The 21804-nt window shown below is 69.3% G+C and carries 26 protein-coding genes and 1 pseudogene; 17 read left to right on the top strand and 10 right to left on the bottom strand.

The genetic code is table 11. The annotated features are described in order from the left end of the window. Positions 1-136 precede the first annotated feature (136 nt). Together AC5WRT_RS25930 and AC5WRT_RS25925 are read right to left on the bottom strand one after the other, a co-directional pair. Complete coding sequence (locus tag AC5WRT_RS25930; RefSeq protein WP_496096449.1) at positions 137-1330, bottom strand: DUF3631 domain-containing protein; 1194 nt, start codon at positions 1328-1330, stop codon at positions 137-139. Between the two features lie 136 nt (positions 1331-1466). Continuing rightward, positions 1467-1709, bottom strand: a complete 243-nt coding sequence (locus AC5WRT_RS25925) for a helix-turn-helix transcriptional regulator (RefSeq protein ID WP_079088060.1) — start codon at positions 1707-1709, stop codon at positions 1467-1469. A gap of 481 nt (positions 1710-2190) precedes the next feature. Here AC5WRT_RS25925 and AC5WRT_RS25920 point away from each other — a divergent pair, with 481 nt between their 5' ends. Continuing rightward, positions 2191-2487 (top strand): helix-turn-helix domain-containing protein, encoded by a 297-nt coding sequence (locus tag AC5WRT_RS25920; protein ID WP_496100642.1) that lies wholly within the window; start codon positions 2191-2193, stop codon positions 2485-2487. 1 nt (position 2488) lies between these two features. Further along, positions 2489-3802 (top strand): tyrosine-type recombinase/integrase, encoded by a 1314-nt coding sequence (locus AC5WRT_RS25915; RefSeq protein WP_496096520.1) that lies wholly within the window; start codon positions 2489-2491, stop codon positions 3800-3802. Positions 3803-3869: 67 nt separating this feature from the next. Here AC5WRT_RS25915 and AC5WRT_RS25910 read toward each other — a convergent pair whose 3' ends face one another. Continuing rightward, positions 3870-4307: a hypothetical protein gene (locus AC5WRT_RS25910; RefSeq protein WP_496096451.1), complete on the bottom strand. Its 438-nt coding sequence runs from the start codon at positions 4305-4307 to the stop codon at positions 3870-3872. Positions 4308-4912: 605 nt separating this feature from the next. On the opposite strand from AC5WRT_RS25910, the gene hemL reads away from it, so the two are divergent. The 8 genes from hemL to AC5WRT_RS25870 all read left to right on the top strand — a co-directional run bounded on the left by hemL (position 4913) and on the right by AC5WRT_RS25870 (position 13143). Continuing rightward, positions 4913-6229 (top strand): glutamate-1-semialdehyde 2,1-aminomutase, encoded by a 1317-nt coding sequence (gene hemL / locus AC5WRT_RS25905; RefSeq protein ID WP_496096521.1) that lies wholly within the window; start codon positions 4913-4915, stop codon positions 6227-6229. 44 nt (positions 6230-6273) lie between these two features. Continuing rightward, complete coding sequence (locus AC5WRT_RS25900; protein WP_496096522.1) at positions 6274-6933, top strand: histidine phosphatase family protein; 660 nt, start codon at positions 6274-6276, stop codon at positions 6931-6933. Positions 6934-7081: 148 nt separating this feature from the next. After that, positions 7082-8347 (top strand): polysaccharide deacetylase family protein, encoded by a 1266-nt coding sequence (locus tag AC5WRT_RS25895; RefSeq protein WP_496096452.1) that lies wholly within the window; start codon positions 7082-7084, stop codon positions 8345-8347. Positions 8348-8450: 103 nt separating this feature from the next. Then, positions 8451-9041: a TlpA family protein disulfide reductase gene (locus tag AC5WRT_RS25890; protein ID WP_496096453.1), complete on the top strand. Its 591-nt coding sequence runs from the start codon at positions 8451-8453 to the stop codon at positions 9039-9041. A 1-nt stretch (position 9042) separates the two neighbouring features. Next, complete coding sequence (locus AC5WRT_RS25885) at positions 9043-9813, top strand: cytochrome c biogenesis CcdA family protein (RefSeq protein WP_496096454.1); 771 nt, start codon at positions 9043-9045, stop codon at positions 9811-9813. 3 nt (positions 9814-9816) lie between these two features. Beyond that, entirely contained in the window at positions 9817-11541 is a 1725-nt protein-coding gene (resB, locus tag AC5WRT_RS25880) for a cytochrome c biogenesis protein ResB (RefSeq protein ID WP_496096455.1), read from the top strand. Further along, positions 11538-12620, top strand: coding sequence for a c-type cytochrome biogenesis protein CcsB (ccsB, locus tag AC5WRT_RS25875; RefSeq protein WP_496096456.1), 1083 nt, complete (start codon positions 11538-11540; stop codon positions 12618-12620). The genes resB and ccsB overlap by 4 nt, the downstream gene beginning before the upstream one ends. Positions 12621-12645: 25 nt before the next feature. Beyond that, positions 12646-13143 (top strand): SRPBCC family protein, encoded by a 498-nt coding sequence (locus tag AC5WRT_RS25870; protein WP_496096457.1) that lies wholly within the window; start codon positions 12646-12648, stop codon positions 13141-13143. 102 nt (positions 13144-13245) lie between these two features. Here the strand turns inward: AC5WRT_RS25870 and AC5WRT_RS25865 are convergent, their stop codons facing one another. The 4 genes from AC5WRT_RS25865 to AC5WRT_RS25850 all read right to left on the bottom strand — a co-directional run bounded on the left by AC5WRT_RS25865 (position 13246) and on the right by AC5WRT_RS25850 (position 15984). Next, entirely contained in the window at positions 13246-13506 is a 261-nt protein-coding gene (locus AC5WRT_RS25865) for a hypothetical protein (protein WP_496096526.1), read from the bottom strand. A 138-nt stretch (positions 13507-13644) separates the two neighbouring features. Beyond that, on the bottom strand, positions 13645-14610 hold the full coding sequence (locus AC5WRT_RS25860) for an isopenicillin N synthase family dioxygenase (RefSeq protein WP_496096458.1): 966 nt from the start codon (positions 14608-14610) through the stop codon (positions 13645-13647). 337 nt (positions 14611-14947) lie between these two features. Continuing rightward, positions 14948-15295: a hypothetical protein gene (locus tag AC5WRT_RS25855; protein ID WP_496096459.1), complete on the bottom strand. Its 348-nt coding sequence runs from the start codon at positions 15293-15295 to the stop codon at positions 14948-14950. Then, positions 15292-15984 carry a DUF6232 family protein gene (locus tag AC5WRT_RS25850; RefSeq protein WP_496096460.1) on the bottom strand — a complete coding sequence of 231 codons (693 nt, stop codon included), beginning with the start codon at positions 15982-15984 and terminating at the stop codon, positions 15292-15294. The genes AC5WRT_RS25855 and AC5WRT_RS25850 overlap by 4 nt, the downstream gene beginning before the upstream one ends. A gap of 166 nt (positions 15985-16150) precedes the next feature. Between AC5WRT_RS25850 and AC5WRT_RS25845 the strand changes: the two are divergent. Next, positions 16151-16468: pseudogene (locus AC5WRT_RS25845) on the top strand (EamA family transporter); the annotation flags it as partial. Here AC5WRT_RS25845 and AC5WRT_RS25840 read toward each other — a convergent pair. The 3 genes from AC5WRT_RS25840 to AC5WRT_RS25830 form a co-directional block, all read right to left on the bottom strand. Then, complete coding sequence (locus AC5WRT_RS25840; RefSeq protein WP_496100645.1) at positions 16365-16844, bottom strand: substrate-binding domain-containing protein; 480 nt, start codon at positions 16842-16844, stop codon at positions 16365-16367. The pseudogene AC5WRT_RS25845 and the gene AC5WRT_RS25840 sit on opposite strands and share 104 nt — an antisense overlap. After that, entirely contained in the window at positions 16811-17152 is a 342-nt protein-coding gene (locus AC5WRT_RS25835; protein ID WP_496096461.1) for a LysR family transcriptional regulator, read from the bottom strand. Before AC5WRT_RS25835 ends, AC5WRT_RS25840 begins: the two co-directional genes overlap by 34 nt. Positions 17153-17243: 91 nt before the next feature. Next, the gene (locus AC5WRT_RS25830) at positions 17244-17525 is read right to left on the bottom strand and encodes a PLD nuclease N-terminal domain-containing protein (protein WP_496096462.1); all 282 of its coding nucleotides are present in this window, start codon (positions 17523-17525) and stop codon (positions 17244-17246) included. A gap of 77 nt (positions 17526-17602) precedes the next feature. Between AC5WRT_RS25830 and AC5WRT_RS25825 the strand changes: the two genes are divergently transcribed. From AC5WRT_RS25825 to AC5WRT_RS25800, 6 genes are all read left to right on the top strand, one after another. Then, positions 17603-19054: a menaquinone biosynthesis decarboxylase gene (locus AC5WRT_RS25825; RefSeq protein ID WP_496100641.1), complete on the top strand. Its 1452-nt coding sequence runs from the start codon at positions 17603-17605 to the stop codon at positions 19052-19054. Further along, the gene (mqnP, locus tag AC5WRT_RS25820; protein ID WP_496096464.1) at positions 19051-19944 is read left to right on the top strand and encodes a menaquinone biosynthesis prenyltransferase MqnP; all 894 of its coding nucleotides are present in this window, start codon (positions 19051-19053) and stop codon (positions 19942-19944) included. The genes AC5WRT_RS25825 and mqnP overlap by 4 nt, the downstream gene beginning before the upstream one ends. Before the next feature lie 44 nt (positions 19945-19988). Beyond that, positions 19989-20357 carry a Uma2 family endonuclease gene (locus tag AC5WRT_RS25815; RefSeq protein ID WP_496096465.1) on the top strand — a complete coding sequence of 123 codons (369 nt, stop codon included), beginning with the start codon at positions 19989-19991 and terminating at the stop codon, positions 20355-20357. Between the two features lie 54 nt (positions 20358-20411). Next, a complete protein-coding gene (locus tag AC5WRT_RS25810) occupies positions 20412-20561 on the top strand; it encodes a hypothetical protein (protein ID WP_496096466.1) in 150 nt (49 codons plus the stop codon). A gap of 55 nt (positions 20562-20616) precedes the next feature. Further along, on the top strand, positions 20617-21264 hold the full coding sequence (locus AC5WRT_RS25805) for a UbiX family flavin prenyltransferase (protein ID WP_496096467.1): 648 nt from the start codon (positions 20617-20619) through the stop codon (positions 21262-21264). 78 nt (positions 21265-21342) lie between these two features. Continuing rightward, positions 21343-21798 (top strand): Lrp/AsnC family transcriptional regulator, encoded by a 456-nt coding sequence (locus tag AC5WRT_RS25800; RefSeq protein ID WP_059251851.1) that lies wholly within the window; start codon positions 21343-21345, stop codon positions 21796-21798. The last annotated feature ends 6 nt before the right edge of the window (positions 21799-21804 follow it).

Raw genomic sequence — 21804 nt, 5'->3', positions numbered from 1 at the left:
AGGGCGGCGGACTCGTCGCACCCGTCGCATGCCTGGTCAGGCCAGGTACGGGAGCTCGGCGTGATACGGGAGGACCCGTCACAGTTACCGGACCCGTCGCGGGGATGACCTGCGATGCGACGTGTGCGACGGGTGTTTACGGGTGTACAGCCGACCCGTGACGCGTGGCCTCATCGCCGCCGCCGGGTAGCTGCTCCTCGGGGCAGTAGCGGGCCCAGGCATCGGTGAACTGTGTGCGGGTGAACCCCCGGGCCTGCCGTCCGCCCTCGAAGCGGAGGACGGCTGCCTGGATGCCGAAGTCCTTCAGCAGGATCCCCAGGTATCGCGGGGTCAGACCAGTGTTGCGGTACTCCACCCACGGCGCCTCCTGGTCCTTGAGCAGCTCCTCCAGCAGGTCCCGCGTGCGCACGGTGTCGGGATCGCCGTAGCACGCGAAGACGCGGCGGATGTCCTTCAGCAGGCGCGTCTTCACGTTGGACTCGTCGTCCTGGCCAACCTCGGACGCGCACATCGCCGCGCATGCTGCCCGTGCTTTCTCCGGCCAGGTGCCGCCTGCCAGTTCGGCGACTACCACCAGCGGCTCCCAGGTGTCCGCCGCCCGGTCCTGCACCGGCATCGGCGGCACCGGGTCGGCTGCGGTGTCCATCAGCGGGCGCAGCCAGGCGGTCAGCCGGTCACGCAGGGCGTGCAGGGCGGGAATGTCACGGCGAGAGCGGAACTGATCTACCCGTTCACCTGCCTTGCGCCGCTGCATACGGATCACCACAGCCCGGTCCATGACGGTGTCCGGCAGGTCCCCGATGCCGGCGAGCGCGGCCATGGCGAAGGTGGGAAACGCCTGCGGCTTGTGCTCCGGCCCCGAGATACGCAGGGCGGGCCTGTTGCGCTGGTGGCCGGCGTTGAGGAGGCCACGCAGCTCCTCGTTCTTTTCGGCGGCTTTGATGCTGCCGAAGATGGTGTCGGCCTCGTCCACCAGCAGGGTGGGCGGGTCCTCACCGATGGCGCGGAAGACCACCGCCGGGCTGGTGTTGACCGTGATCAGCGGCTCGCGCACAGTCTCGGTGAGCACGTCCAGCAGGCGGGACTTACCGCACCGCTTCGCAGGCCCGACCACGGCGAGACGAGGTGCGTGCTGGAGGGCGGGCTGGATGTGCGTGGCCGCCACCCACAGTGTGACGGCGGTCAGCGCCTCACTGCTGGGCAGGATCACGTACCGCGCGATGGCTTCCCGTAGCTCGTCCAGTAGCTGTGCGCCTTCTCCGGTCTGCCCTGGCCCGTCGTCCTCGGTGGTGGATGCGGCGGAGGAGGCGGGGGACATAGATTCGTCCATAGGCGTTCCTTCCCGGTGGGCCGGACGGGCAAGGCCCGGCCCACCGATTCGATCGTTCAAGAGCGATGGGGCGGGGACTCTGCGGCTCTCGGCCGTGGCACGCGGTGAGCCGCTTCGCTGTCCCGGCAGGGCGGCTTCAGGCCGTGAGGTCGTACGCGGACTGGGCGTTCACCCAGGCGTCCACCTCGGACCAGCGGTAGCGGAGGTGGCGGCCGACCTTGTGCACGTTGGGGCCGATGCCCCGGTACTTCCACTGGTAGAGCGTTTTCACCGGCACCCCGAGATAGGCAGCGACTTCCGCCGGGGTGGCCAACGGGCCGCGCCGGGCAGCGTCGGCGGAGGAAGGGGCGTTCGCGCTGCGGAGAGAGGTATTCGGCACAGGGCTCCTTTTCGGTCTTGGACAGCGTGCCTGGACAACACAGCCACACCGCCAGCGAAGAAGTCCAGCGTTGGTTCTAAAACTCTCCACTAATTCCCTCGGCGTGGCTGGGAGGGGTAATAACCGTAGAGGTGGATCGGCCGTTGACCAAAAAGTTGGCGACTACCTCCTCATCCCTGATCGCCCGGGGGGGGCACCGACCGGGCCCGTCTCGTCGGTTGGTGCAGGCCGGAGCCTGTCTGGGCAGGTGATCAGGTGAGCTGAAGCAAGCGGTGAGCACATCATCGGTTACCGGCTCAAAACGCCCAAAGTTCACGCGCGACGGCAAGTTAGCACGGCGACTCCTGGAATTACCCGTCCGTGCCTCGTGAATGGGCGAGATAAACGCCACGCCGCCCCATGGTCACCCTGCAACGACTTCTGTAGAGTTTTAGAGCCAACTCTTGCCATAAAGGTCGGCTGCAAGTTACAGCTACCTGTCATGGCAACTCGACCCGTCGAAATAGGCCCCGCCGGCCTCCACACCGCCCGCGCCATAGAGCGAATACGCATCGCGCGCGGCCTGACCCAGCACCAGCTGGCTGCTCGATGCACCAGGCTGGGACGCCCGATGTCCAACACCGCCCTCAGCCGCACCGAGCGTGCCCACCGCCGCTGTGACGTCGACGACCTCGTCGTGATCGCCGCCGCCCTCGGCGTCTCGCACGCAGTCCTGCTGCCTCTGGAGACCTCTCCGCTCCAGACCTGGGAGCGCATCCGGGGGGTCCTTCTTGGCTGACGTGTACGACCGCTGGCACAAGTCCCATCCCAAGCCCACCGAGGACGAGTGCGGTGAACACAAGAGCCGTACGCGGCAGATGGTCCCCACCGCCGATCACGGCGTCGGTAAGCGTTGGCAGGTCCGCTACCGCGATCTGGACGGCCGTCAGCGAAAGGAGAACTTCGACACCAAGGCCGAGGCGGACAACCGGGCCGCCGAGGTCGACGTCGAGATCCGGCGCGGCTCCTACGTCGTACCAGCCGAGACGAAGCAGACGCTCGGCGCCTACGCGCAGAAGTGGTTGGACGCGAACTCCGTCGGTCCGACGACAGCCCTCCGCTACGAGGCGACGGTCCGCAACCACATCGTCGAGCACCTCGGGCGACGCGAGCTGCGTTCCCTCAACCAGCCCTCGGTCATCCAGGGCTGGATCCGCACGCTCCAGGACGCCCGCCTGGAGGTGTCGACGATCGAGGGCATCTTCGACATCCTCTCCAGCATCCTCGGCGCGGCCGTGGAGGATGGGCTGCTGCCGAAGAACCCCTGCAAGGCGAAGTCGGTCAAGCTGCCGACCGCGACCAAGAAGAAGATCATCCCTTGGCCGCTGGCGCGCGTCCGGGCAGTCATCACCAGCCTGCCCAAGCGCTTCCAGGCCGGCGGCAAGCTCGCCTTCGGCTGCGGGCTGCGTCAGGGCGAGGTGTTCGGCTTCGCCGTCGAGGACATCGACTTCAAGGGCGGCTGGATCCACGTCAACCGCCAAGTGCGGCTCGTCGGCACGAAGCCCGTCTTCGCCCTGCCCAAGGGGAACAAGATCCGGTCCGTGCCTCTACCGGCCCAGCTTGCCGCGGCCCTCAAGGCCCACATGAAGGAGTTCCCGCCGGTCGAGGTCACCCTGCCGTGGACCAAGCCGGACGGTGAGCCGAAGACGTTCCGCCTCCTCTTCGTCGACGTGAAGGGGCGGGCCTACAACCGCAGCGTCTTCAACATGGGCGACTGGAAGCGCGCTCTGGCTGCCGCCGGCGTGATCCCTCCCCGCGAGCGCGGGGCGAGGTACCTCCAGGCGGCTCCCGAAGACGGGATGCACGCCCTCCGGCACGCCTACGCCTCCGTGCTCCTGGACGCGGGGGAGAGCATCAAGGCGCTCTCCGAGTACCTCGGCCACTCGGACCCGGGCTTCACGCTCCGGACGTACACGCACCTGCTGCCGTCCAGCGAGACGCGGACCCGCAAGGCGATAGACGACGCCTTCACCGAAGCCCCGGCAGCAGAGGCTCAGGGCACATCAGTGCCCCCAGAGAAACCCGTGTGCCCTCAATGTGCCCTGGCCGCCTGACGGCCCCTCTCCGGCACTGAAAAGGGCGAGGCCCGAAGACCCCGCCCCCTACCTATGAAACCCCAGGTCAGGGCCACACCAAGCAATACGGCTGGTGCCCCGCCTCATGCAACCGATGGCTGAAGTCCTGCCACTCGTGCAGCAGTTGGTACACGTTGAACGCGTCCCGCGGGCCACCGCGGTCCGGGACCGTCGACCAGATGAAGGCCGCCGCGCCGACCGCTTCCTCGCCGACGCCCCGCAGCGGGTCGACGACGGTCGTGGGGAGTTTGACGACCGCGTAGTCGGGGTGCAGGACGACCAGTTCGAGGGGCGGGACCTTGTGCAGGGGGACGCCCTGGATGCCGGTCAGGACCATCGCGGCCATGGTCTCCGGCTTGATCTTGGTGAACATGCCGTTCATCCCCAGCTCGTCGCCGCCGAGTTCCTCGGGGCGCATCGAGATGGGGACCCGGGCCGCCGTCGCGCCGTCCGGCGCGCCGAAGTATTTGTACGTCACCCCCACTCGACCACCATTCCCGCTCCCCGCCCTGAGGCGGTCGGCCCGGTGGTCGCGCCGGCGGTCGCCCGGCCGGTCCAGCTGGCTCTCCAGCTGCCGGTCGGTCCGCCGGTCGTACCGCTCGGGCTCACCCGGTACACCCTGTGCCTGACGCGCGTCGCTCTGCCGTGCCTCGGTCGTTTCCTCCGCCTCGCGCCGGTGCCTTCCCCGCCGGGCACGTCGAGGACCCAGGTCATCAGTCCCCTCGCCCAGTCCGCCACCGCGATGCATATCTCCACCCGACTGCTTTTCTAGGACGCGTGGCCCCCGCCGCGCAACCCGATCATCGTGTCAGTGACCTCCCCCACGGCCGCCCGCCGAAACGTGCGGTGGAACAACAGTCCACGGGTTTTCCCGGCCCCTGATCATTACGTGCGTTAGAGCTGTGTGTATCAGGTCTCAGTCTCGCAGATGGCGGATGACGGCGCTGTGCTCAGTGGCGCGGGGCAGGCCTTCGGCCCGCCGCCCGATCCCGAGGCGCGCCGCGCTCCCGCCGGGCCGCGGCCTACCCTGAGGGGGTCACCCCGCAACCGGAGTCCGAGAAGCCGGAGAAGCCGCACGTCATGAGTGCCCTGAGTGAAACGCCCTATCCCTACGACGCGCCCGTGTCCCAGGCGCTCTTCGACCGTGCCTCCGTCGTCACGCCCGGCGGTGTGAACTCCCCGGTGCGCGCCTTCCGTGCCGTCGGCGGCACGCCCCGGTTCATGGTGTCGGGGAAGGGGGCCTACCTCACCGACGCCGACGGGCGCGAGTACGTCGACCTCGTGTGCTCCTGGGGGCCCGTGATCCTCGGGCACGCGCACCCCGAGGTCATCGCCGCCGTGCAGGAGGCCGTCGCCCGCGGTACGTCCTTCGGCACGCCCGGTGAGGGCGAGGTCGCGCTCGCCGAGGAGATCGTCGACCGGGTCGAGCCCGTGGAGCAGGTGCGGCTCGTCAGCAGCGGGACCGAGGCGACCATGAGCGCCATCAGGCTCGCCCGCGGGTTCACCGGCCGGTCAAAGGTGATCAAGTTCGCCGGGTGCTACCACGGGCACGTGGACGCCCTGCTCGCCTCCGCCGGGTCCGGGGTCGCCACCTTCGCGCTGCCCGACACGCCCGGTGTCACCGGTGCGCAGGCCGGCGACACGCTCGTGCTGCCGTACAACGACCTGGAGGCCGTGCAGGAGGCGTTCCACCGGCACCCCGGCGAGATCGCGTGCGTGATCACCGAGGCGTCGCCCGGCAACATGGGCGTCGTCCCGCCGGACCCCGGGTTCAACCAGGGGCTGAAGGACGCCTGCCAGAAGAACGGCGCGCTGTACATCTCCGACGAGGTGATGACCGGCTTCCGTACCTCCCGGGCCGGCTGGTACGGCGTCGACGGGGTCAGGCCCGACCTGATGACCTTCGGGAAGGTGATGGGCGGCGGGTTCCCGGCCGCCGCGTTCGGCGGGCGGGCCGATGTCATGGCCCACCTCGCCCCTGCCGGGCCCGTGTACCAGGCCGGCACTCTCTCCGGCAACCCCGTCGCCACCGCCGCCGGACTCGCCCAGCTGCGACTGCTGGACGACGCCGCGTACGACACGGTGAACGCCGTGTCCGCGCAGATCCAGGCCCTCGTCACCGAGGCGCTGAACAAGGAGGGTGTCGCGCACCGGCTGCAGGCCGCCTCCAACATGTTCTCGGTCTTCTTCACCGACCGGCAGGTGCGCGACTACGAGGACGCCAAGCGGCAGGAGTCGTTCCGCTTCACCGCGTTCTTCCACTCGCTGCTGTCGAACGGCGTCTATCTGCCGCCGTCGTCCTTCGAGTCCTGGTTCGTGTCCACGGCCCACGACGAGCGGGCCATCCAGAAGATCGCCGACGCCCTTCCGGCGGCGGCCCGGGCGGCTGCGGAGGCCACCGCGTGAGCATCCCCACCCACAGCGAAAAGGACGTCACCGTCGTCCACCTCATGCGGCACGGGGAGGTCGAGAACCCGACCGGGATCCTGTACGGGCGGCTGCCCGGCTACCACCTGTCCGAGCTGGGCCGGCGGATGGCCGACCGGGTCGCCGAGCACCTCGCCCCCCGGGACGTGACGTACGTCTGCGCCTCGCCGCTGGAGCGGGCGCAGGAGACGGCCACCCCGATCGCCAAGGCGCACGGTCTCGACCTGGACACCGACGAACGGCTCATCGAGGCAGGCAACGTCTTCCAGGGCAAGACCTTCGGTGTCGGCGACGGCGCGCTGCAGCGGCCCGGGAACTGGAAGCACCTGGTCAACCCGTTCCGGCCGTCCTGGGGCGAGCCGTACGTCGACCAGGTCGTGCGGATGATGGGCGCGCTGAACGCGGCCAAGGACAAGGCGCGCGGGCACGAGGCCGTGCTGGTCAGTCATCAGCTGCCGATCTGGATCGTGCGTTCGTACGTGGAGCGGCGCCGGCTGTGGCACGATCCGCGCAAGCGGCAGTGCACGCTGGCCTCGCTGACGTCCTTCACGTTCCTGGGCGACCGGATCGTGTCGGTCGGCTACAGCGAGCCGGCCATCGATCTGGTCCCGGCCCATCTGCGGGCCGGTGCGAAGCCGCGCAAGGGCGAGAACACCGCTCAGGGCAAGGCTTTCGGGGCCTGAACAGCCTTTTCTGACGGCCCGTTCGGCCGAGCTTGGATCATTATTGCCGTAACTGTTGCGAAAAGCATAAGAATTATCGGAACCTCTCCGGTCGCTGTGCCCTCTCTGTGGGTGACCACCAGCAGGCGCGACGAATCGGGGATCTTCCATGCGCACCTCCCGCACCCTCTCCCGCAGGGGAATACTCGGCCTCGGCGCGGGCGCGGCGGCCGCCGCGACCCTCGCCGGCTGCGGGAGTCACAAGTCGTCCGACAACGCCGGCGGCTCGGGCGGTTCCGACGGCGGGCAGCCGGGGAAGGGCGGTGGCGCGAGCGACGCGCCGCAGGGCCGTCTCATCGGGGACGGCTCCACGTCCTTCACCGGCAAGCAGCCGCACCAGCCGGCCGCGCCCGAGCCGCTGGAGCCCGGCCAGACCCCGCCACAGTTCGTGGTCTTCTCCTGGGACGGTGCCGGCGAGGTGGGCAACGGTCTCTTCCCGCGCTTCCTGGATCTCGCCAAGGAGCACGGCGCGGGCATGACCTTCTTCCTCTCGGGGCTGTATCTGCTGCCCGAGTCGAAGAAGCGGATGTACCTGCCGCCGAACAACCGGCCCGGCGCCTCCGACATCGGCTACCTCAGCGACAAGCACATCAAGTCCACGCTGGAGAACGTCCGCCGCGCCTGGCTCGAGGGCCACGAGATCGGCACCCACTTCAACGGCCACTTCTGCGGCGACGCCCGCACCTCCGTGAAGTGGTGGACCCCGCAGCAGTGGCGCAGCGAGATCGACCAGGCCAAGTCCTTCGTGAAGAACTGGAAGACCAACACGGGCTTCCACGACATGCCGCCGCTGCCGTTCGACTACGACAAGGAACTGGTCGGCGGCCGCACGCCCTGTCTGCTCAACCAGCAGAACCTGCTGCCCACCGCCCGCGAACTGGGCTGGCGCTACGACGCCTCCTCGTCCGGCGGGGTGCAGATGTGGCCGGAGAAGAAGCAGGGGCTGTGGAACCTGCCGCTGCAGCTGGTCCCCTTCCCCGGCAAGAAGTTCCAGGTCCTGTCGATGGACTACAACATGATGTTCAACCAGTCCCAGTACTCGACCAAGGCGCCGGCCTACCACTACCCGGCCTGGCGCGAGCAGGCGGCCGGGGCGTACATCGCCGGCTTCAAGCGGGCGTACTTCACGAACCGGGCACCCTTCTTCATCGGCAACCACTTCGAGCAGTGGAACGGCGGCATCTACATGGACGCCGTCGAGCAGGCCTTCAAGCACATCGCCCACGCCAAGGAGACCGGCGCCGACGTCCGGCTCGTCTCCTTCCGGCAGTTCGTCGACTGGCTGGACGTGCAGAAGCCCGAGGTGCTGGCCAAGCTGCGCACGCTGGCACCCGGTCAGCCCCCGGCCGGCGGCTGGAAGACCTTCCTGGCCTAGGGATCTGCCCGAAATGCCCCGTGTAAATACGCCCTGAAATGGGCTTTTCCGTCCGGCAGGGGGGCGCCACAGATCGCCGGGAGGGACATGCGAAACTTTTCACATGAGTACCCGTAGCCGCGCCGTCCTGCTCAGCGCCGTGGCCGCCGCCGTAGCCGTGTCCCTGTCCGCGTGCAGCGAGGGCGGCACCTCGGGCGGCGGCGGCAACACCAACTTCGTCACCGGCAACAACGGCATCGCCACCGTGCCGAAGGGCGAGCGTGCCGCGGCCCCGGACCTGTCCGGCAGGACCATCGACGGCAAGACCCTGGACGTCGCCGGCTTCAAGGGCCAGGTCGTCGTCATCAACGTGTGGGGCTCCTGGTGCAGTCCGTGCCGGGAGGAGGCGCAGTACTTCTCCAAGGTCTCCAAGCAGTACCAGGGCAAGGGCGTGCAGTTCGTCGGCATCAACACCCGGGACACCAGCACGACGCCCGCGGTCGCCTTCGAGAAGGAGCACGGGATCACCTACCCGAGCCTGTACGACCCCACGGGCAAGCTGATGCTCCGCTTCAAGAAGGGCACCCTCAACCCGCAGCTGATCCCCTCCACGCTCGTCATCGACAAGGAGGGAAAGGTCGCCGCGCGGGCCCTTGAGGCGGTCGACGACACCACCCTGCTGAAGATGCTCAAGCCGGTCCTCGCGGAGAAGTGACGTGAGCGCGCTGGTGACGCTGGCCGTGACCGGCCAGAACGAGACGGTGCGCAGCGGCGCCCTGCTGATCGCGCTGCCGGTCGCGCTGCTCGGCGGGCTCGTCTCCTTCTTCTCGCCCTGTGTCCTGCCCCTGGTCCCCGGTTACCTCTCCTACGTCACCGGAGTCGCCGGCACCGACCTGGCCGAGGCCCGGCGGGGGCGGATGGTCGGCGGAGCCGCCCTGTTCGTACTCGGCTTCAGCGCCGTGTTCGTCTCCGGCGGAGCGCTGTTCGGCTTCTTCGGCTCCACCCTGCGCGAGTACCAGGGCACGCTGTCCAAGGTTCTCGGCGTGCTCATGATCGTCATGGGTGTCTTCTTCATGGGGCTGATGCCCTGGCTCACCCAGCGCGAGTTCCGGTTCCACAGGCGGCCGGCGGCCGGCCTGATCGGCGCGCCCGTCCTCGGCGCCCTGTTCGGCATAGGCTGGACGCCCTGCATCGGCCCGACCCTCGCGTCCGTGAACCTCCTGTCCATGAACCAGTCGAGCGCCGGACGCGGCGCGGTGCTGATGATCGCCTACTGCGTGGGACTCGGTGTGCCCTTCGTGCTCGCCGCGATCGCCTTCCGCAAGGCGCTCGGTGCCTTCGGCTGGGTCAAACGCCACTACGTCTGGGTCATGCGCATCGGCGGCACGATGATGATCGTGACCGGCGTGCTGCTGCTGACCGGTGCCTGGGACAGTCTGGTGCAGCAGATGCAGACCTGGTCCGACGGCTTCACTGTGGGGATCTGATCGATGAGCACGACCGAAACCGACAAGAGCCGGGACCCCGGCGGCCAGGACCAGGAGGACCTGGCCGCCGCCGGGTCCCAGCTGTCCACCGCCCCGCGCGAGGAACTCGCCGCCGTGCCCGGCCTCGGCGTGATCGGCTGGGTGCGCTGGTTCTGGCGGCAGCTGACCTCCATGCGGGTGGCGCTTCTGCTGCTTCTGCTGCTCTCGCTCGCCGCGATCCCCGGCTCGCTCATCCCGCAGACCGGCGCCGACCTCAACAAGGTCGACGACTTCCGCAAGGCCCACAGGACGCTCGCGCCGATCTACGACAAGCTCGGCCTGTTCCACGTCTACAGCTCGGTGTGGTTCTCCGCGATCTACATCCTGCTGTTCGTCTCCCTCATCGGCTGCATCGTCCCGCGCACCTGGCAGTTCGTCGGCCAGCTGCGCGGCCGGCCGCCGGCCGCGCCCAAACGCCTCACCCGGCTGCCCGCCCACACGACCTGGCGGACGGCCGCCGAGCCCGAGCAGGTCCGCGAGGCCGCGCTCGCCCTGCTGAAGAAGCGCCGCTTCCGCGCCCATGTCGCCGGTGACGCCGTCGCCGCCGAGAAGGGCTATGTACGCGAACTGGGCAACCTGGTCTTCCACGTCGCCCTGATCGTGCTGCTGATCGCCTTCGCCTGGGGCCAGATGTACAAGTCGGACGGCACCAAGCTGGTGGTCGAGGGCGACGGGTTCTCCAACGCCCTGTCGCAGTACGACGACTTCAAGTCCGGCAGCCTGTTCCAGAACGACGACCTGGTGCCGTTCAGCTTCGACCTGAAGAAGTTCACGGGCACCTACGAGGTCAACGGCCCGAACCGGGGCACGCCGCGCACCTACCAGGCGAGGATCGACTACAGCCAGGGCGCGTACGGCAAGGGGAAGACGACCACCATCAAGGTCAACTCCCCGCTGCACATCGGCGACGCCAAGGTCTACCTCGTCAGCCACGGCTACGCGCCGGTCATCACGGTCCGCGACGGCAAGGGCAACGTCGTCTACCACGACGCCGTACCGCTGCTGCCGCTCGACGGAAACGTCACCTCCAACGGTGTGATCAAGGTGATGGACGGCTACAGGAACGCCCAGGGCCGGAAGGAGCAGCTCGGCTTCCAGGCCTTCTTCGTGCCGACCTTCGACCCGAAGAGCGGCACGATGCTCTCCCAGTTCCCCGCGCTGGTGAACCCGCTGCTCGCGGTGAACGCCTACCACGGCGACCTGGGCGTGAACTCGGGCGTCCCGCAGAGCGTGTACCAGCTGGACAAGACGCACATGAAGGCGTTCAAGGACGGCAAGGGCCAGCTGCTGAAGAAGCTGCTGCAGCCGGGCGACACGCTCACCCTGCCGAACGGCGCCGGGTCCCTCACCTTCGAGAAGGACATCAAGCAGTGGGCCGGCTTCGAGATCGTCCAGGAGCCGGGCAGCGGCTGGGCGCTCGGCGGTGCCCTCGCCGCGATCTTCGGCCTGGCCGCGTCCCTGTTCATCCAGCGCCGCCGGGTGTGGGTGCGGGCGGTGCGGGGCGACGACGGCGTGACGATCGTCGAGATGGCCGGCCTCGGCCGCAGCGAGTCCGCCAAGGTGCCCGAGGAACTGGGCGAGCTCGCCGGAATCCTCTACGACCAGGCGCCGGGGTCCCCCGATCCCGACGACGACCCTTCCCCATCCCCCGACACCCCAGTCGCATCTGCCGAAGGGGCTGAGAAGTGACTCTCGCCGCCGCAACCAACGAACACCTGGCGAGCATCAGCAACACGCTGATCTACTCGTCGATGGCCGTCTACACCCTGGCCTTCTTCGCGTACATCGCCGAATGGCTCCTCGGCAGCCGCAGCAAGGTGGCCCGTACGGCCGCCGCGCTGACCGCCGAGAGCGCCGCGAAGGCGAGCGCGCCCGCCGTGACCGTGAAGCAGGCCGGGGGCACCGCGGTGCTGGAGCGGCCCAAGGTCGTCGTGCGCTCGGCCTCCGGCGCCCGTGATGTGCCGGACGGCCCCGGTGCGCACGGCGGGGACGCGCAGGGCGACCTGTACGGCCGTATCGCCGTCTCCCTCACCGTGCTCGCCTTCCTGGTGGAGCTGAGTGGCGTCGTCGCCCGCGCGGCCTCCGTGCAGCGGGCGCCGTGGGGCAACATGTACGAGTTCAACATCACTTTCTCCACCGTCGCCGTCGGTCTGTACCTGACGCTGCTGACGCTCAAGAAGAACGTGCGCTGGCTCGGTCTGTTCCTGATCACCACGGTCCTGCTCGACCTGGGTCTCGCGGTCACCGTCCTGTACACGGCGAGCGACCAGCTGGTCCCGGCGCTGCACTCGTACTGGCTGTACATCCACGTCTCCACCGCGATCTTCTGCGGCGCGGTGTTCTACGTCGGCGCGGTCGCCACGATCCTGTACCTGTTCAAGGACTCGTACGAGACCAAGCTGCAGACCGGCGGCAAGCCGGGTGCCTTCGCCACCTCGGTGCTGGAGCGGCTGCCCGCCTCCGCCTCGCTGGACAAGTTCGCCTACCGGGTCAACGCGGCCGTCTTCCCGCTGTGGACGTTCACGATCATCGCGGGCGCGATCTGGGCCGGTGACGCCTGGGGCCGCTACTGGAACTGGGACCCCAAGGAGACCTGGTCCTTCATCACCTGGGTCGGCTACGCCTGCTACCTGCACGCCCGCGCGACGGCCGGCTGGAAGGGCCGCAAGGCCGCCTACCTGGCGATGCTCGCCTTCGGCTGCTGGCTGTTCAACTACTACGGAGTCAACATCTTCGTCAGCGGCAAGCACTCCTACGCGGGCGTGTGACCGCCGGGTCGGTGACACTGGTGTCATGAGCGGTTCCATCGCACAGGGCACCAGTCAGACCCACGGGAACACGCACATACTCCACTTCCTGGTGCGGCTCCCGGGGCGCATGGAAGACGTCTGGCCGGCGGTGGCCACCCCCGAAGGGCTCGGGGCGTGGTGCACCGCCGTCGACGTTCTCGAGCCGCGCCTCGACGGCGCGGTCACCCTGCGGGACCTGGGCTCCGGGCGGGTCACCGCCTGGGACGTGGACCGGGTCGCGGAGTACACCGTCGGGGGCGGCGGCCGGATCCGGTTCCACCTGGAGCGGGGCGAGGACGCGGACAGCGTCCTCAGGTTCACCCACGAGTTCCAGGGCGAAGGGGCGTCGGAGGCGGACTGGCGCAGGAGATTCGAACATCTGATCGGTGTCCTGGATTCACCGCAGGGTCTTCCGGGACGCCGCCCCCCGAAACCCTCCGGGCCCGTCGAACCCCCGGAACCCGGCGAGCCTCTGGAGCTCCTTCCCGGGCAGTTCACCTAGGGCGTGTCCGCACATTCGCGTCGTTGCCCGAAGGGCGGCCGTGCGTGCATGGCGTCGCGCGGCAGGCGGGAATGGTCGGACGGGCCCTACGGCGGCGGGCACTCAGGACACTGCGCACAGGCTGCCGTGCGCCACCGAGGCGATCCGGTCGCGCAGCCGCTCCACGTACAGGCGCAGGCTCTTCGCCACCACGTCCGTGTCCGGGATGTGCGACTCCTGGATGCAGGCGGGCGGCCGGGCGTCCTGCGGGGGTTCCGTCGCCGTCGCCACGGTCGCCGGGCTCGGCGTCCACTCGACGAGCCGTTCCGGGCGGATCCCGCTGTGCTGGATGTCGGTGAGGCGCGCGCGTCTCCCATCGCACAAGGGGCCCTGGACGCGGGTGCCCCTTCAAGGCAATGCCGTGGGACGCGGCCGGGACATTCCCGTCGGGCCCATTTCCACGGAACGGGTGGTGGCCCGAACGCGGAAGTGAACAAGGACGGTGACCGGAGGGGGTCGGATTCAGTGGACGGTGATCGAGTCGAGTTTCTCGCGCAGGTACACATGGGAGTCGACGGGCGGGTACGCCACCCGGCCCACAGGCGCCGGCACCGACTCCACCCGGGTGCCCGGCGTGCACTCGCCGAAGTACACGAGTGACATCAGTTCCTCGGCGGGCGCGTCGACCGGCGGAGGAAGCACCCGGTGCCGTCCGGACCGCCACCGGTCACCGGTCCAGCGGGCGAGCAGGTCACCGACGTTGATGGTGAACGCGGACGGATCGTACGGCGCGTCCTGCCAGCCGCCGGCGTCGGTGTGGACCTGCAGCCCGCCCTTGCCGGCCTGCCGGTCGAGGACGGTCAGGGTTCCGAAGTCGGTGTGCGGCCCGATCCGGAACTGTCCCGGCAGCGGATCGCCGACGACGTCCGTGCCCGGGTACCAGTTGATGTTGAAGCCGTACGTCGGACGGTCCATGTGCCGGGAGAAGAAGCCGGGTCCGAGCCCGAGTGCGTGTCCCAGCAGCGACAGCAACTCCTTCTCCAGAGCCGCCATGTGCGCCAGGTACCTCCGGCACAGCGCGCGCAGTTCCGGCACCTCGGCCGGCCACACGTTGGGCGCGTACCACTCGGCGTTCACCACGGGGTCGTCGAAGGGCTCGTCGGTCGCGAAGGTCAGCGACTCCTTCAGGTCGGGCGGCGTCGCGGTGCCCTCCGCGTACCCGTTGGCCTCGGCGCCGGGCCCCAGCCAGCCGCGACCGCCGACCTTCGCCTCGTACCGCCGTTTGACCTCGACGGGCAGCAGGAAGAACTCCCGCGCCGTCCGCCGGATCCCCGCCCGCAGCCCGCCCGGCACCCCGTGCCCGGTGACCAGCAGGAATCCGGCGGTCTTGAGCGCGGCATCGACGGTGCGGGCGAGTGCGGCCCGGGTCTCCTCGTCGCCGTCCAGCCAGGGCCGCAGGTCGATGGTGGGAACACGCGCGTCGGTCACCTGTGTCCTCGTTCCACAGCTCGGGGGACTTCCGGTACCAGGATCCCAGCGCCGTGCCGGCTCCGCACGGGCCACGGCACTCATGCCTCCCCGGCCCCGACCACCGAATCCGTGCTGATCGAGGTCGCCGGAGAGTGGGCGAGGTCACCGAAGTCATGACCGAGCACACGTAGGGGTTTCGTCTGGACCGGGTCGGACGGGCCGCGGCGTCCGGTGCGGTGCGTCGCAGGGCGGAGGATCACTCGCGTACCGGTCGTCCTCGGGTGGTCCGACAACGCGGCGAGGTGCCGTGCCGGGCGTCGCGGACCCGACCCGACCCGACCCGGACGAGAACTCCCTAGCCGCTGATCATCGCGACGATCGCGCGCACCGCCTCGGCGACGGGCTGTCCGACCGCGCCGACGGTGCTCGCGATCCCGGCGATCGCCATCAGCGCACCGCGCCGCGCCTGTGCGGGCACGGCGGCGTCGGGGCTGAGGGCGGGCAGGGTGTCGTCCAGGAGCTGGGCGTCGGCGGCCGGCACCTGGGTGCGCAACTCCGTGATCAGCCGGTGCAGTTCGGCGAGGGCGGCGGTCAGGGCAGGGTCCTGCTGCCCGGCGCCGGCCTGGTTCTTGACGATGCCCTGGTTGTTCCGGCCGCCGTACATGTTCACGTTGTCGCCGTAGTAGTGGTTGGTGCCGCTCATCCGCTGATCCCCACGTTTCCGCTGCCGCCGTACATGTTGACGTTGTCGCCGAAGTAGTAGTTCTTCGGCGAGAAGCTGAGGCTCTCCACCGTGATCCTGAAGCTCGTGTCCGGGTGGTCGATGGCGTACGAGATCTGGCCGACGACCTGGTCCAGGTACTGCGGGTCGGGGCTGGTGACCAGCGCGGTGGACGCGCCCGAGGTCTCGATGGCGAGGACGTGGTGCGGGGAGGCGGTCAGGACGGACATCATCTCGACGAAGAAGTAGATCTCCGCGGCGACGGCGAGCAGCCAGACGAAGCCCACGTACCCACCGCCGGAGTTCCCTCCGCTCGCAGCCAGGAAGGGCAGTCCCGGCAGCATCGCGATGAACCCGACGGCCAGCGTCCCCGCGGTGTACCGCAGGAACCGCAGCACCGCCTCCTTGCGCTTGGGACGCATGACGAAGGTGTACACACGGGCGATGTTGGCCAGCGGGTACACCGCCGCCCCGATCCACAGGATCCGCTTGCTCACCCGGAGTTCGACCCTGGTGGGAGCCGGACGCGGCGGCGGCGCCGGGACGTCCGGCATGGGCGGAGCCACGGGCGGCGCGGAGGCCGGCGGCGCCGGTGCGGTGACCGGCGGCACGGAGGCGGGTGCGGGCGGCGGGTCCTGGGCCGGGCGCTCGTGCGGCTGGCCGTTCTGCATCTGTGTCTGTCCCCCAGAGGTCGTTGATCCCTCGCAACTCGGTGACGACCATTAACGACACCCGTGGTGAGGATGGCAAGTCGTTATGGGGCGTCAAGCGCGCGGGACCGGAGGAGAGTTGACGTCCGTTCAGCCGACGACTCCGATGCGCGGGGCGGACTGGCACTGGGGCTGGCTGGCGGGACTCGGCCTGATCCACACAGGGGTGATGTACGTCCTCATGTACGCCGCGTACGCCAAGCTGCCGACCGCCAAGATCGCCGTCCTGGCCTTCGTCTATCCGGCCGTGGCGATGCTGATGGACTGGCTGGTCTACGGCCACCACGTCGGGCCCGTCCAGGCGCTGGGCGTGCCGCTGATCGTGACGGCGAGCCTGAAGGTCACGCCTGCTCGGCCACGAGCCGCCGCGCCTGCTCCACGAACAGCCGCGCGTGCGCCGGAAGCCGCTTCCCGGCCCGCCACGCCAACTGCGTGCGAAGCGTGAACGGCGGCTCCCAGTCCAGCCGTACGAGGCTCCCGTCCGCGACTTCGGCGGCGACCGTCACCTCGGGCAGCAACGGGGTCCCGAGGCCGGCCGCCGCCGCGCGCTTGGTGGCCTCGGTCGTGCCGAACTCCAGGAAGTCCACGTCCCCCAGGGCCTTCGGCTCCCGCTCGAACAGGTCCCGGTAGGCGCAGCCCGGCTCGGTGGCCAGCAGGGGCTGGGTCACCAGGTCCGCGGTCGAGACGGCCGCTCCCGCCAAGGGATGCCCCGGCGCCGCGACGAGCGCCAGCGGCTCCACCGCGAGCACCGCGGTCGTCAGGCCCGGGTGCTCGGTCTGCTCCTCCATCAGGAACCCGACGTCGTGGGCGCCCTGACGCAGTGCCTGCCGGGTCTCGTCGCCGATGGTGGTGCGCAGCGCGAGCGGTACCCGGGGAGGCGGTGGTGGAAGTACTCCAGCAGCGGCGGCAGCCGGTAGGAGGTCAGGGACTCCATGGTGCCGACGGTGAGCGTGCCCGACGGCTCCTCGGTCCCGGTGACCGCCGTACGGGCCTCCTGTGTCAGCTCGATGATCTGCCGGGCGTACGGCAGCAGCCGCTCGCCCGCCTCGGTGAGCCGGATCCGGCCGCCGAGCCGGTCGAACAGCTGGACGCCGAGCGAGGACTCCAGGGCGCGGATCTGACCGGTCACACCGGACTGCGCGTACGACAGCTCGGCGGTGGCCCGGTGAAGCTCAGCGCCGTGGCGACCTTCTCGAAGGTGACGAGCAGCCGGACTTCCATCAGCTCTGCCCGGGGTCTTCCCGGTTGAGGGACCTGAGGAACTCGGGGTTGTCGTCGGGGGCGACCCACCGCCCGGCGCCGCCCGCCGGGACAGGCTGACGCGCCCTGCCGGTGATCAGCCAGGCCACCGGTCCGACCAGCACCTCGCCGAAGAGCAGGATGATGATCACCCACACCACCTTCGGCAGGTGCCGCACCTCGTCCTCCGGGGTGTTCAGACAGTCCACGAAGGCGTGGATCCACAGTGCCAGCACCAGCAGGAACGGCAGATACCTGAGCATGGCGTGCAGGGTATACGAGCGGCCCGAACCCGCACCCGGCAACGGGCCGGAACGGTCTGTCGGCGATACTTGACCGCATGGCTTACGACGATCTTCGCTCCCTGCTGCGCGCGCTGGAGCGCGAGGGCGACCTCAAGCGCATCAAGGCAGAGGTCGACCCGTATCTCGAAGTCGGGGAGATCGTCGACCGGGTGCAGAAGTCCGGCGGCCCGGCGCTGCTCTTCGAGAACGTGAAGGGCTCGGCGATGCCGCTCGCCATGAACGTCTTCGGCACCGACCGGCGGCTGCTGAAGGCGCTGGGCCTGACGTCGTACGGCGAGATCTCCGAGAAGATCGGCGGTCTGCTGCGCCCCGAGCTGCCGCACGGCTTCGTCGGCGTCCGCGAGGCCTTCGGCAAGCTCGGCGCGATGACGCACGTGCCGCCGAAGAAGGTCAGAGAAGCCCCCGTGCAGGAGGTCGTGCTGCACGGCGACGAGGTGGACCTCGACCGGCTCCCGGCGCTGTTCACCTGGCCCAAGGACGGCGGTTCCTTCTTCAACCTCGGGCTCACCCACACCAAGGACCCCGAGTCGGGCGTCCGCAACCTCGGGCTGTACCGCCTCCAGCGCCACGACCGGCGCACCATCGGCATGCACTGGCAGATCCACAAGGACAGCCGCAACCACTACCAGGTGGCCGCGCGCCGTGGCGAGCGGCTGCCGGTCGCCATCGCCTTCGGCTGCCCGCCCGCCGTGACGTACGCCTCCACCGCCCCGCTCCCCGGCGACATCGACGAGTACCTGTTCGCCGGGTTCGTCGCGGGCAAGCGGATCGAGATGGTCGACTGCAAGACGGTCCCGCTCCAGGTGCCGGCGGCCGCCGAGGTCGTCCTGGAGGGCTGGCTCGAGCCGGGCGAGATGCTGCCCGAGGGCCCCTTCGGCGACCACACCGGCTTCTACACCCCCCAAGAGCCGTTCCCGGCGCTGAAGATCGACTGTGTGACGATGCGGAGGCGACCGCTGCTCCAGTCGATCGTCGTCGGCCGCCCCCCGACGGAGGACGGACCCCTCGGCCGGGCGACCGAGCGGTTCTTCCTCCCCCTGCTCAAGATCATCGTCCCGGACATCGTGGACTATCACCTGCCCGAGGCCGGCGGCTTCCACAACTGCGCGATCGTATCGATCGACAAGAAGTACCCGAAGCACGCGCAGAAGGTCATGCACGCGGTCTGGGGGGCGCACATGATGTCGCTGACCAAGCTGATCGTGGTCGTGGACGCCGACTGTGACGTGCACGATCTGCACGAGGTCGCCTGGCGGGCCCTCGGCAACACCGACTACGCCCGTGACCTCACGGTCGTCGAAGGCCCGGTCGACCATCTCGACCACGCCTCCTACCAGCAGTTCTGGGGCGGCAAGGCGGGCATCGACGCGACGAGGAAGTGGCCCGAGGAGGGCTACACCCGGGACGGGGGCTGGCCGGACATGGTCATGTCGGACCCGGCGACGGCGGCCCTGGTGGACCGCCGCTGGAAGGAGTACGGCCTGTGACGACCGCAGTCATTCAGCCGGGCAGGACGCGGGCCTTCCTGCGCCTCGTGATGATCGAGCACTCGATCTTCGCCCTGCCCTTCGCCTACATCGCCTCCCTCACGGCGATGTACGAGTGGGACCGGAACATCCACTGGGGCCGGCTGCTGCTGGTCACCGTCTGCATGGTCGGCCTGCGCACGTTCGCGATGGCCGTCAACCGGATCATCGACCGCGAGATCGACGCCCGTAACCCCCGTACGGCCCATCGCGAGCTGGTGACGGGCGCGATGACCGTCCGGCACGCGTGGACCGGTGCGCTGATCGCGGTCGTCGTCTTCCTCGGTGCTGCGGCCCTGCTCAACCCGCTGTGCCTGGCCCTGGCCCCCGTCGCCGTGGTCCCGATGGTGGTGTATCCGTACGGCAAGCGGTTCACCAACTTCCCGCAGGCCATCCTCGGCCTCGCCCAGGCCATGGGTCCGATCGGCGGCTGGCTGGCGATCACCGGCGAGTGGTCCTGGACGGCGGTGATCCTCGGCCTCGCCGTCGGCATCTGGATCGGCGGCTTCGATCTGATCTACGCCTGCCAGGACGTCGAGACGGACCGCGAGATCGGTGTCATGTCGGTCCCGGCCCGGTTCGGCATCCCGGCGGCGATCTGGGGCGCGCGGGCCTGTCACACGATCACGACGGCCCTGTTCGTCTGGTACGCCCTCGTCACCCACGCGGGCGCCTTCTTCTGGCTGGGCCTGCTGATCGTGGCGGCCGCCTTCGTCTACGAGCACACGATCGTCCGCCCGCACGACCTGTCCCGCCTCAACCGGGCGTTCTTCTCGGTCAACGGCTTCATCGGCATTGCCCTGTTCGTGTGTGCGCTGCTTGATCTCCTGGTTCGGGGTCTGACCGTCTGAGTACGGTGCGGCCTACCATCGAGTGCAGAGAGAGGGAGGCCGACGTGACCGTCTCGGACAGCGACCGCCTGCACTCGCAGCTCGCCCGGTACGAGGACATGTTCCGCGGATACCGGATGGAGATCGTCGAGGGCAACATCGTGATGAGTCCGCTCGGGCCGTTCCACAACGAGACCATCATGAGGTTGTGGCCGCAGCTCGAACCCCAGCTGCGGCCGGAGTGGGGTCTCATCAGCGACGTGGCGATCCCGTTCAGCGACGACTTCGAGTTCTGCCCCGATCTCGCGGTCATCCCTGAAACCGAGAAGAACCGCAATCTCACCGCCTACCCTGCCGACCTGGTGGAGCTGGCGATCGAAGTGGTTTCTCCGGCCAGCGTCCGCAACGACTACGAGGTCAAGAACAAGCAGTAGGCGGCTCGCGGCATCCCGAACTACCTGATCTTCGATCCCCGCACGGGGCACCTCGTGACGCTGTGGAATCCCGGCCCGGACGGATACCTCGGCCGGGATACGCTTCCCTACGGGGACAAGCTGACGGTGGAGACGAAGCTCGGAGGCCTCACGGTGGACACCGCCCGCCTCCCCGTCGACCCGAAGGCTCCCCACCCGGCCTGAGCCCTGCCCGACCCACCGGTACGCTCAAGGTGTGAACGCAGGAGAATCGCAGCGCGTGCCTTGGATCGTGGGGGTGTCCGGTGCTTCCGGGACGCCGTATGCGGCCGCCGTGCTGCGGGCGCTGCTCGCCGCCGGTGAGAGCGTCGACCTGGTGGTCAGCCGGGCCTCGCGGCTGACCCTGCTGGACGAGACGGGCATCGCTTTCCGGGACGCCCACTGGCGGGACGACCTGCGGGAATGGCTGGCGCGGGGCGCCGACGGCAAGCCCGGGGTCTTCGACGCCGACATCAGCGCCGTCCGGTACTGGAACGCGGGCGACCTCGCGGCCGGGCCGTCCTCGGGGTCGTACCCGGCGAAGGGGATGCTCATCGTGCCCGCCTCCACCGCCTGTGTGGCCGGCGTGGCGCTCGGGCTGTCCAAGGACCTGCTCCAGCGGGTGGCGAGCGTCACGCTGAAGGAGCGCCGGACCCTGGTCGTGGCCGTACGGGAGACCCCCTTGAACGGCCAGACACTGCGGCACCTCGTCGCGCTGGACGACGCCGGCGCCCACGTCGTGCCGACCTCGCCCGCCTTCTACGCTGGCGCCACCCACATCCAGGACCTGGTGGACTTCGTCGCCGGGCGGGTGCTGGACGCGGCGGGCGTCGGGCACGGCCTGTACCGGCGCTGGAAGGGCGAACTGGGCGGCGGCACGGACCGGTAGGCACCACGCGGGCACAGCGCAACACGTCTCATCACTTCAGGAACTCTTCAGACCTCTTCAGCGGAAGGCTTCGATCGCATGGACGCGGTGGACAGGCAGCTCATCCAGGCCCTGAGGGAGAACGGCCGGGCCTCCTACGCGGAGCTGGGGCGCCTCGTCGGCCTGTCGGGCCCCAGCGTCACCGACCGGATCAACCGTCTCGAGGCGGCCGGTGTCATCACCGGATACCGCGCCACGGTGAACGCGGCCTCGCTCGGCCTCGGCGTCACCGCGCTGATCGGCATCTCGCTCTCCGACGCCGCCGACCACGAGGACGTCGCCCAGCGTCTGCGGGATCTGCCGGAGATCGAGGACTGCTGGTTCATCGCCGGCGACGACTCCTACATGCTCAAGGTGCGCGCGACCGACGTGGACGGGCTGGAGCGGATCATCCGGCGGCTCAGCGGCACCAAGGGCGTCTCCCGGACCCGTACCACCATCGTGCTCTCCACCAAGTGGGAGAACCGGGTCGGAGAGCTGCCCGAAGAGGTCTAGGGATAC

The organism is Streptomyces sp. NTD91 (genome assembly GCF_059510455.1).
This window is presented reverse-complemented; position numbering and strand designations above follow the sequence as displayed.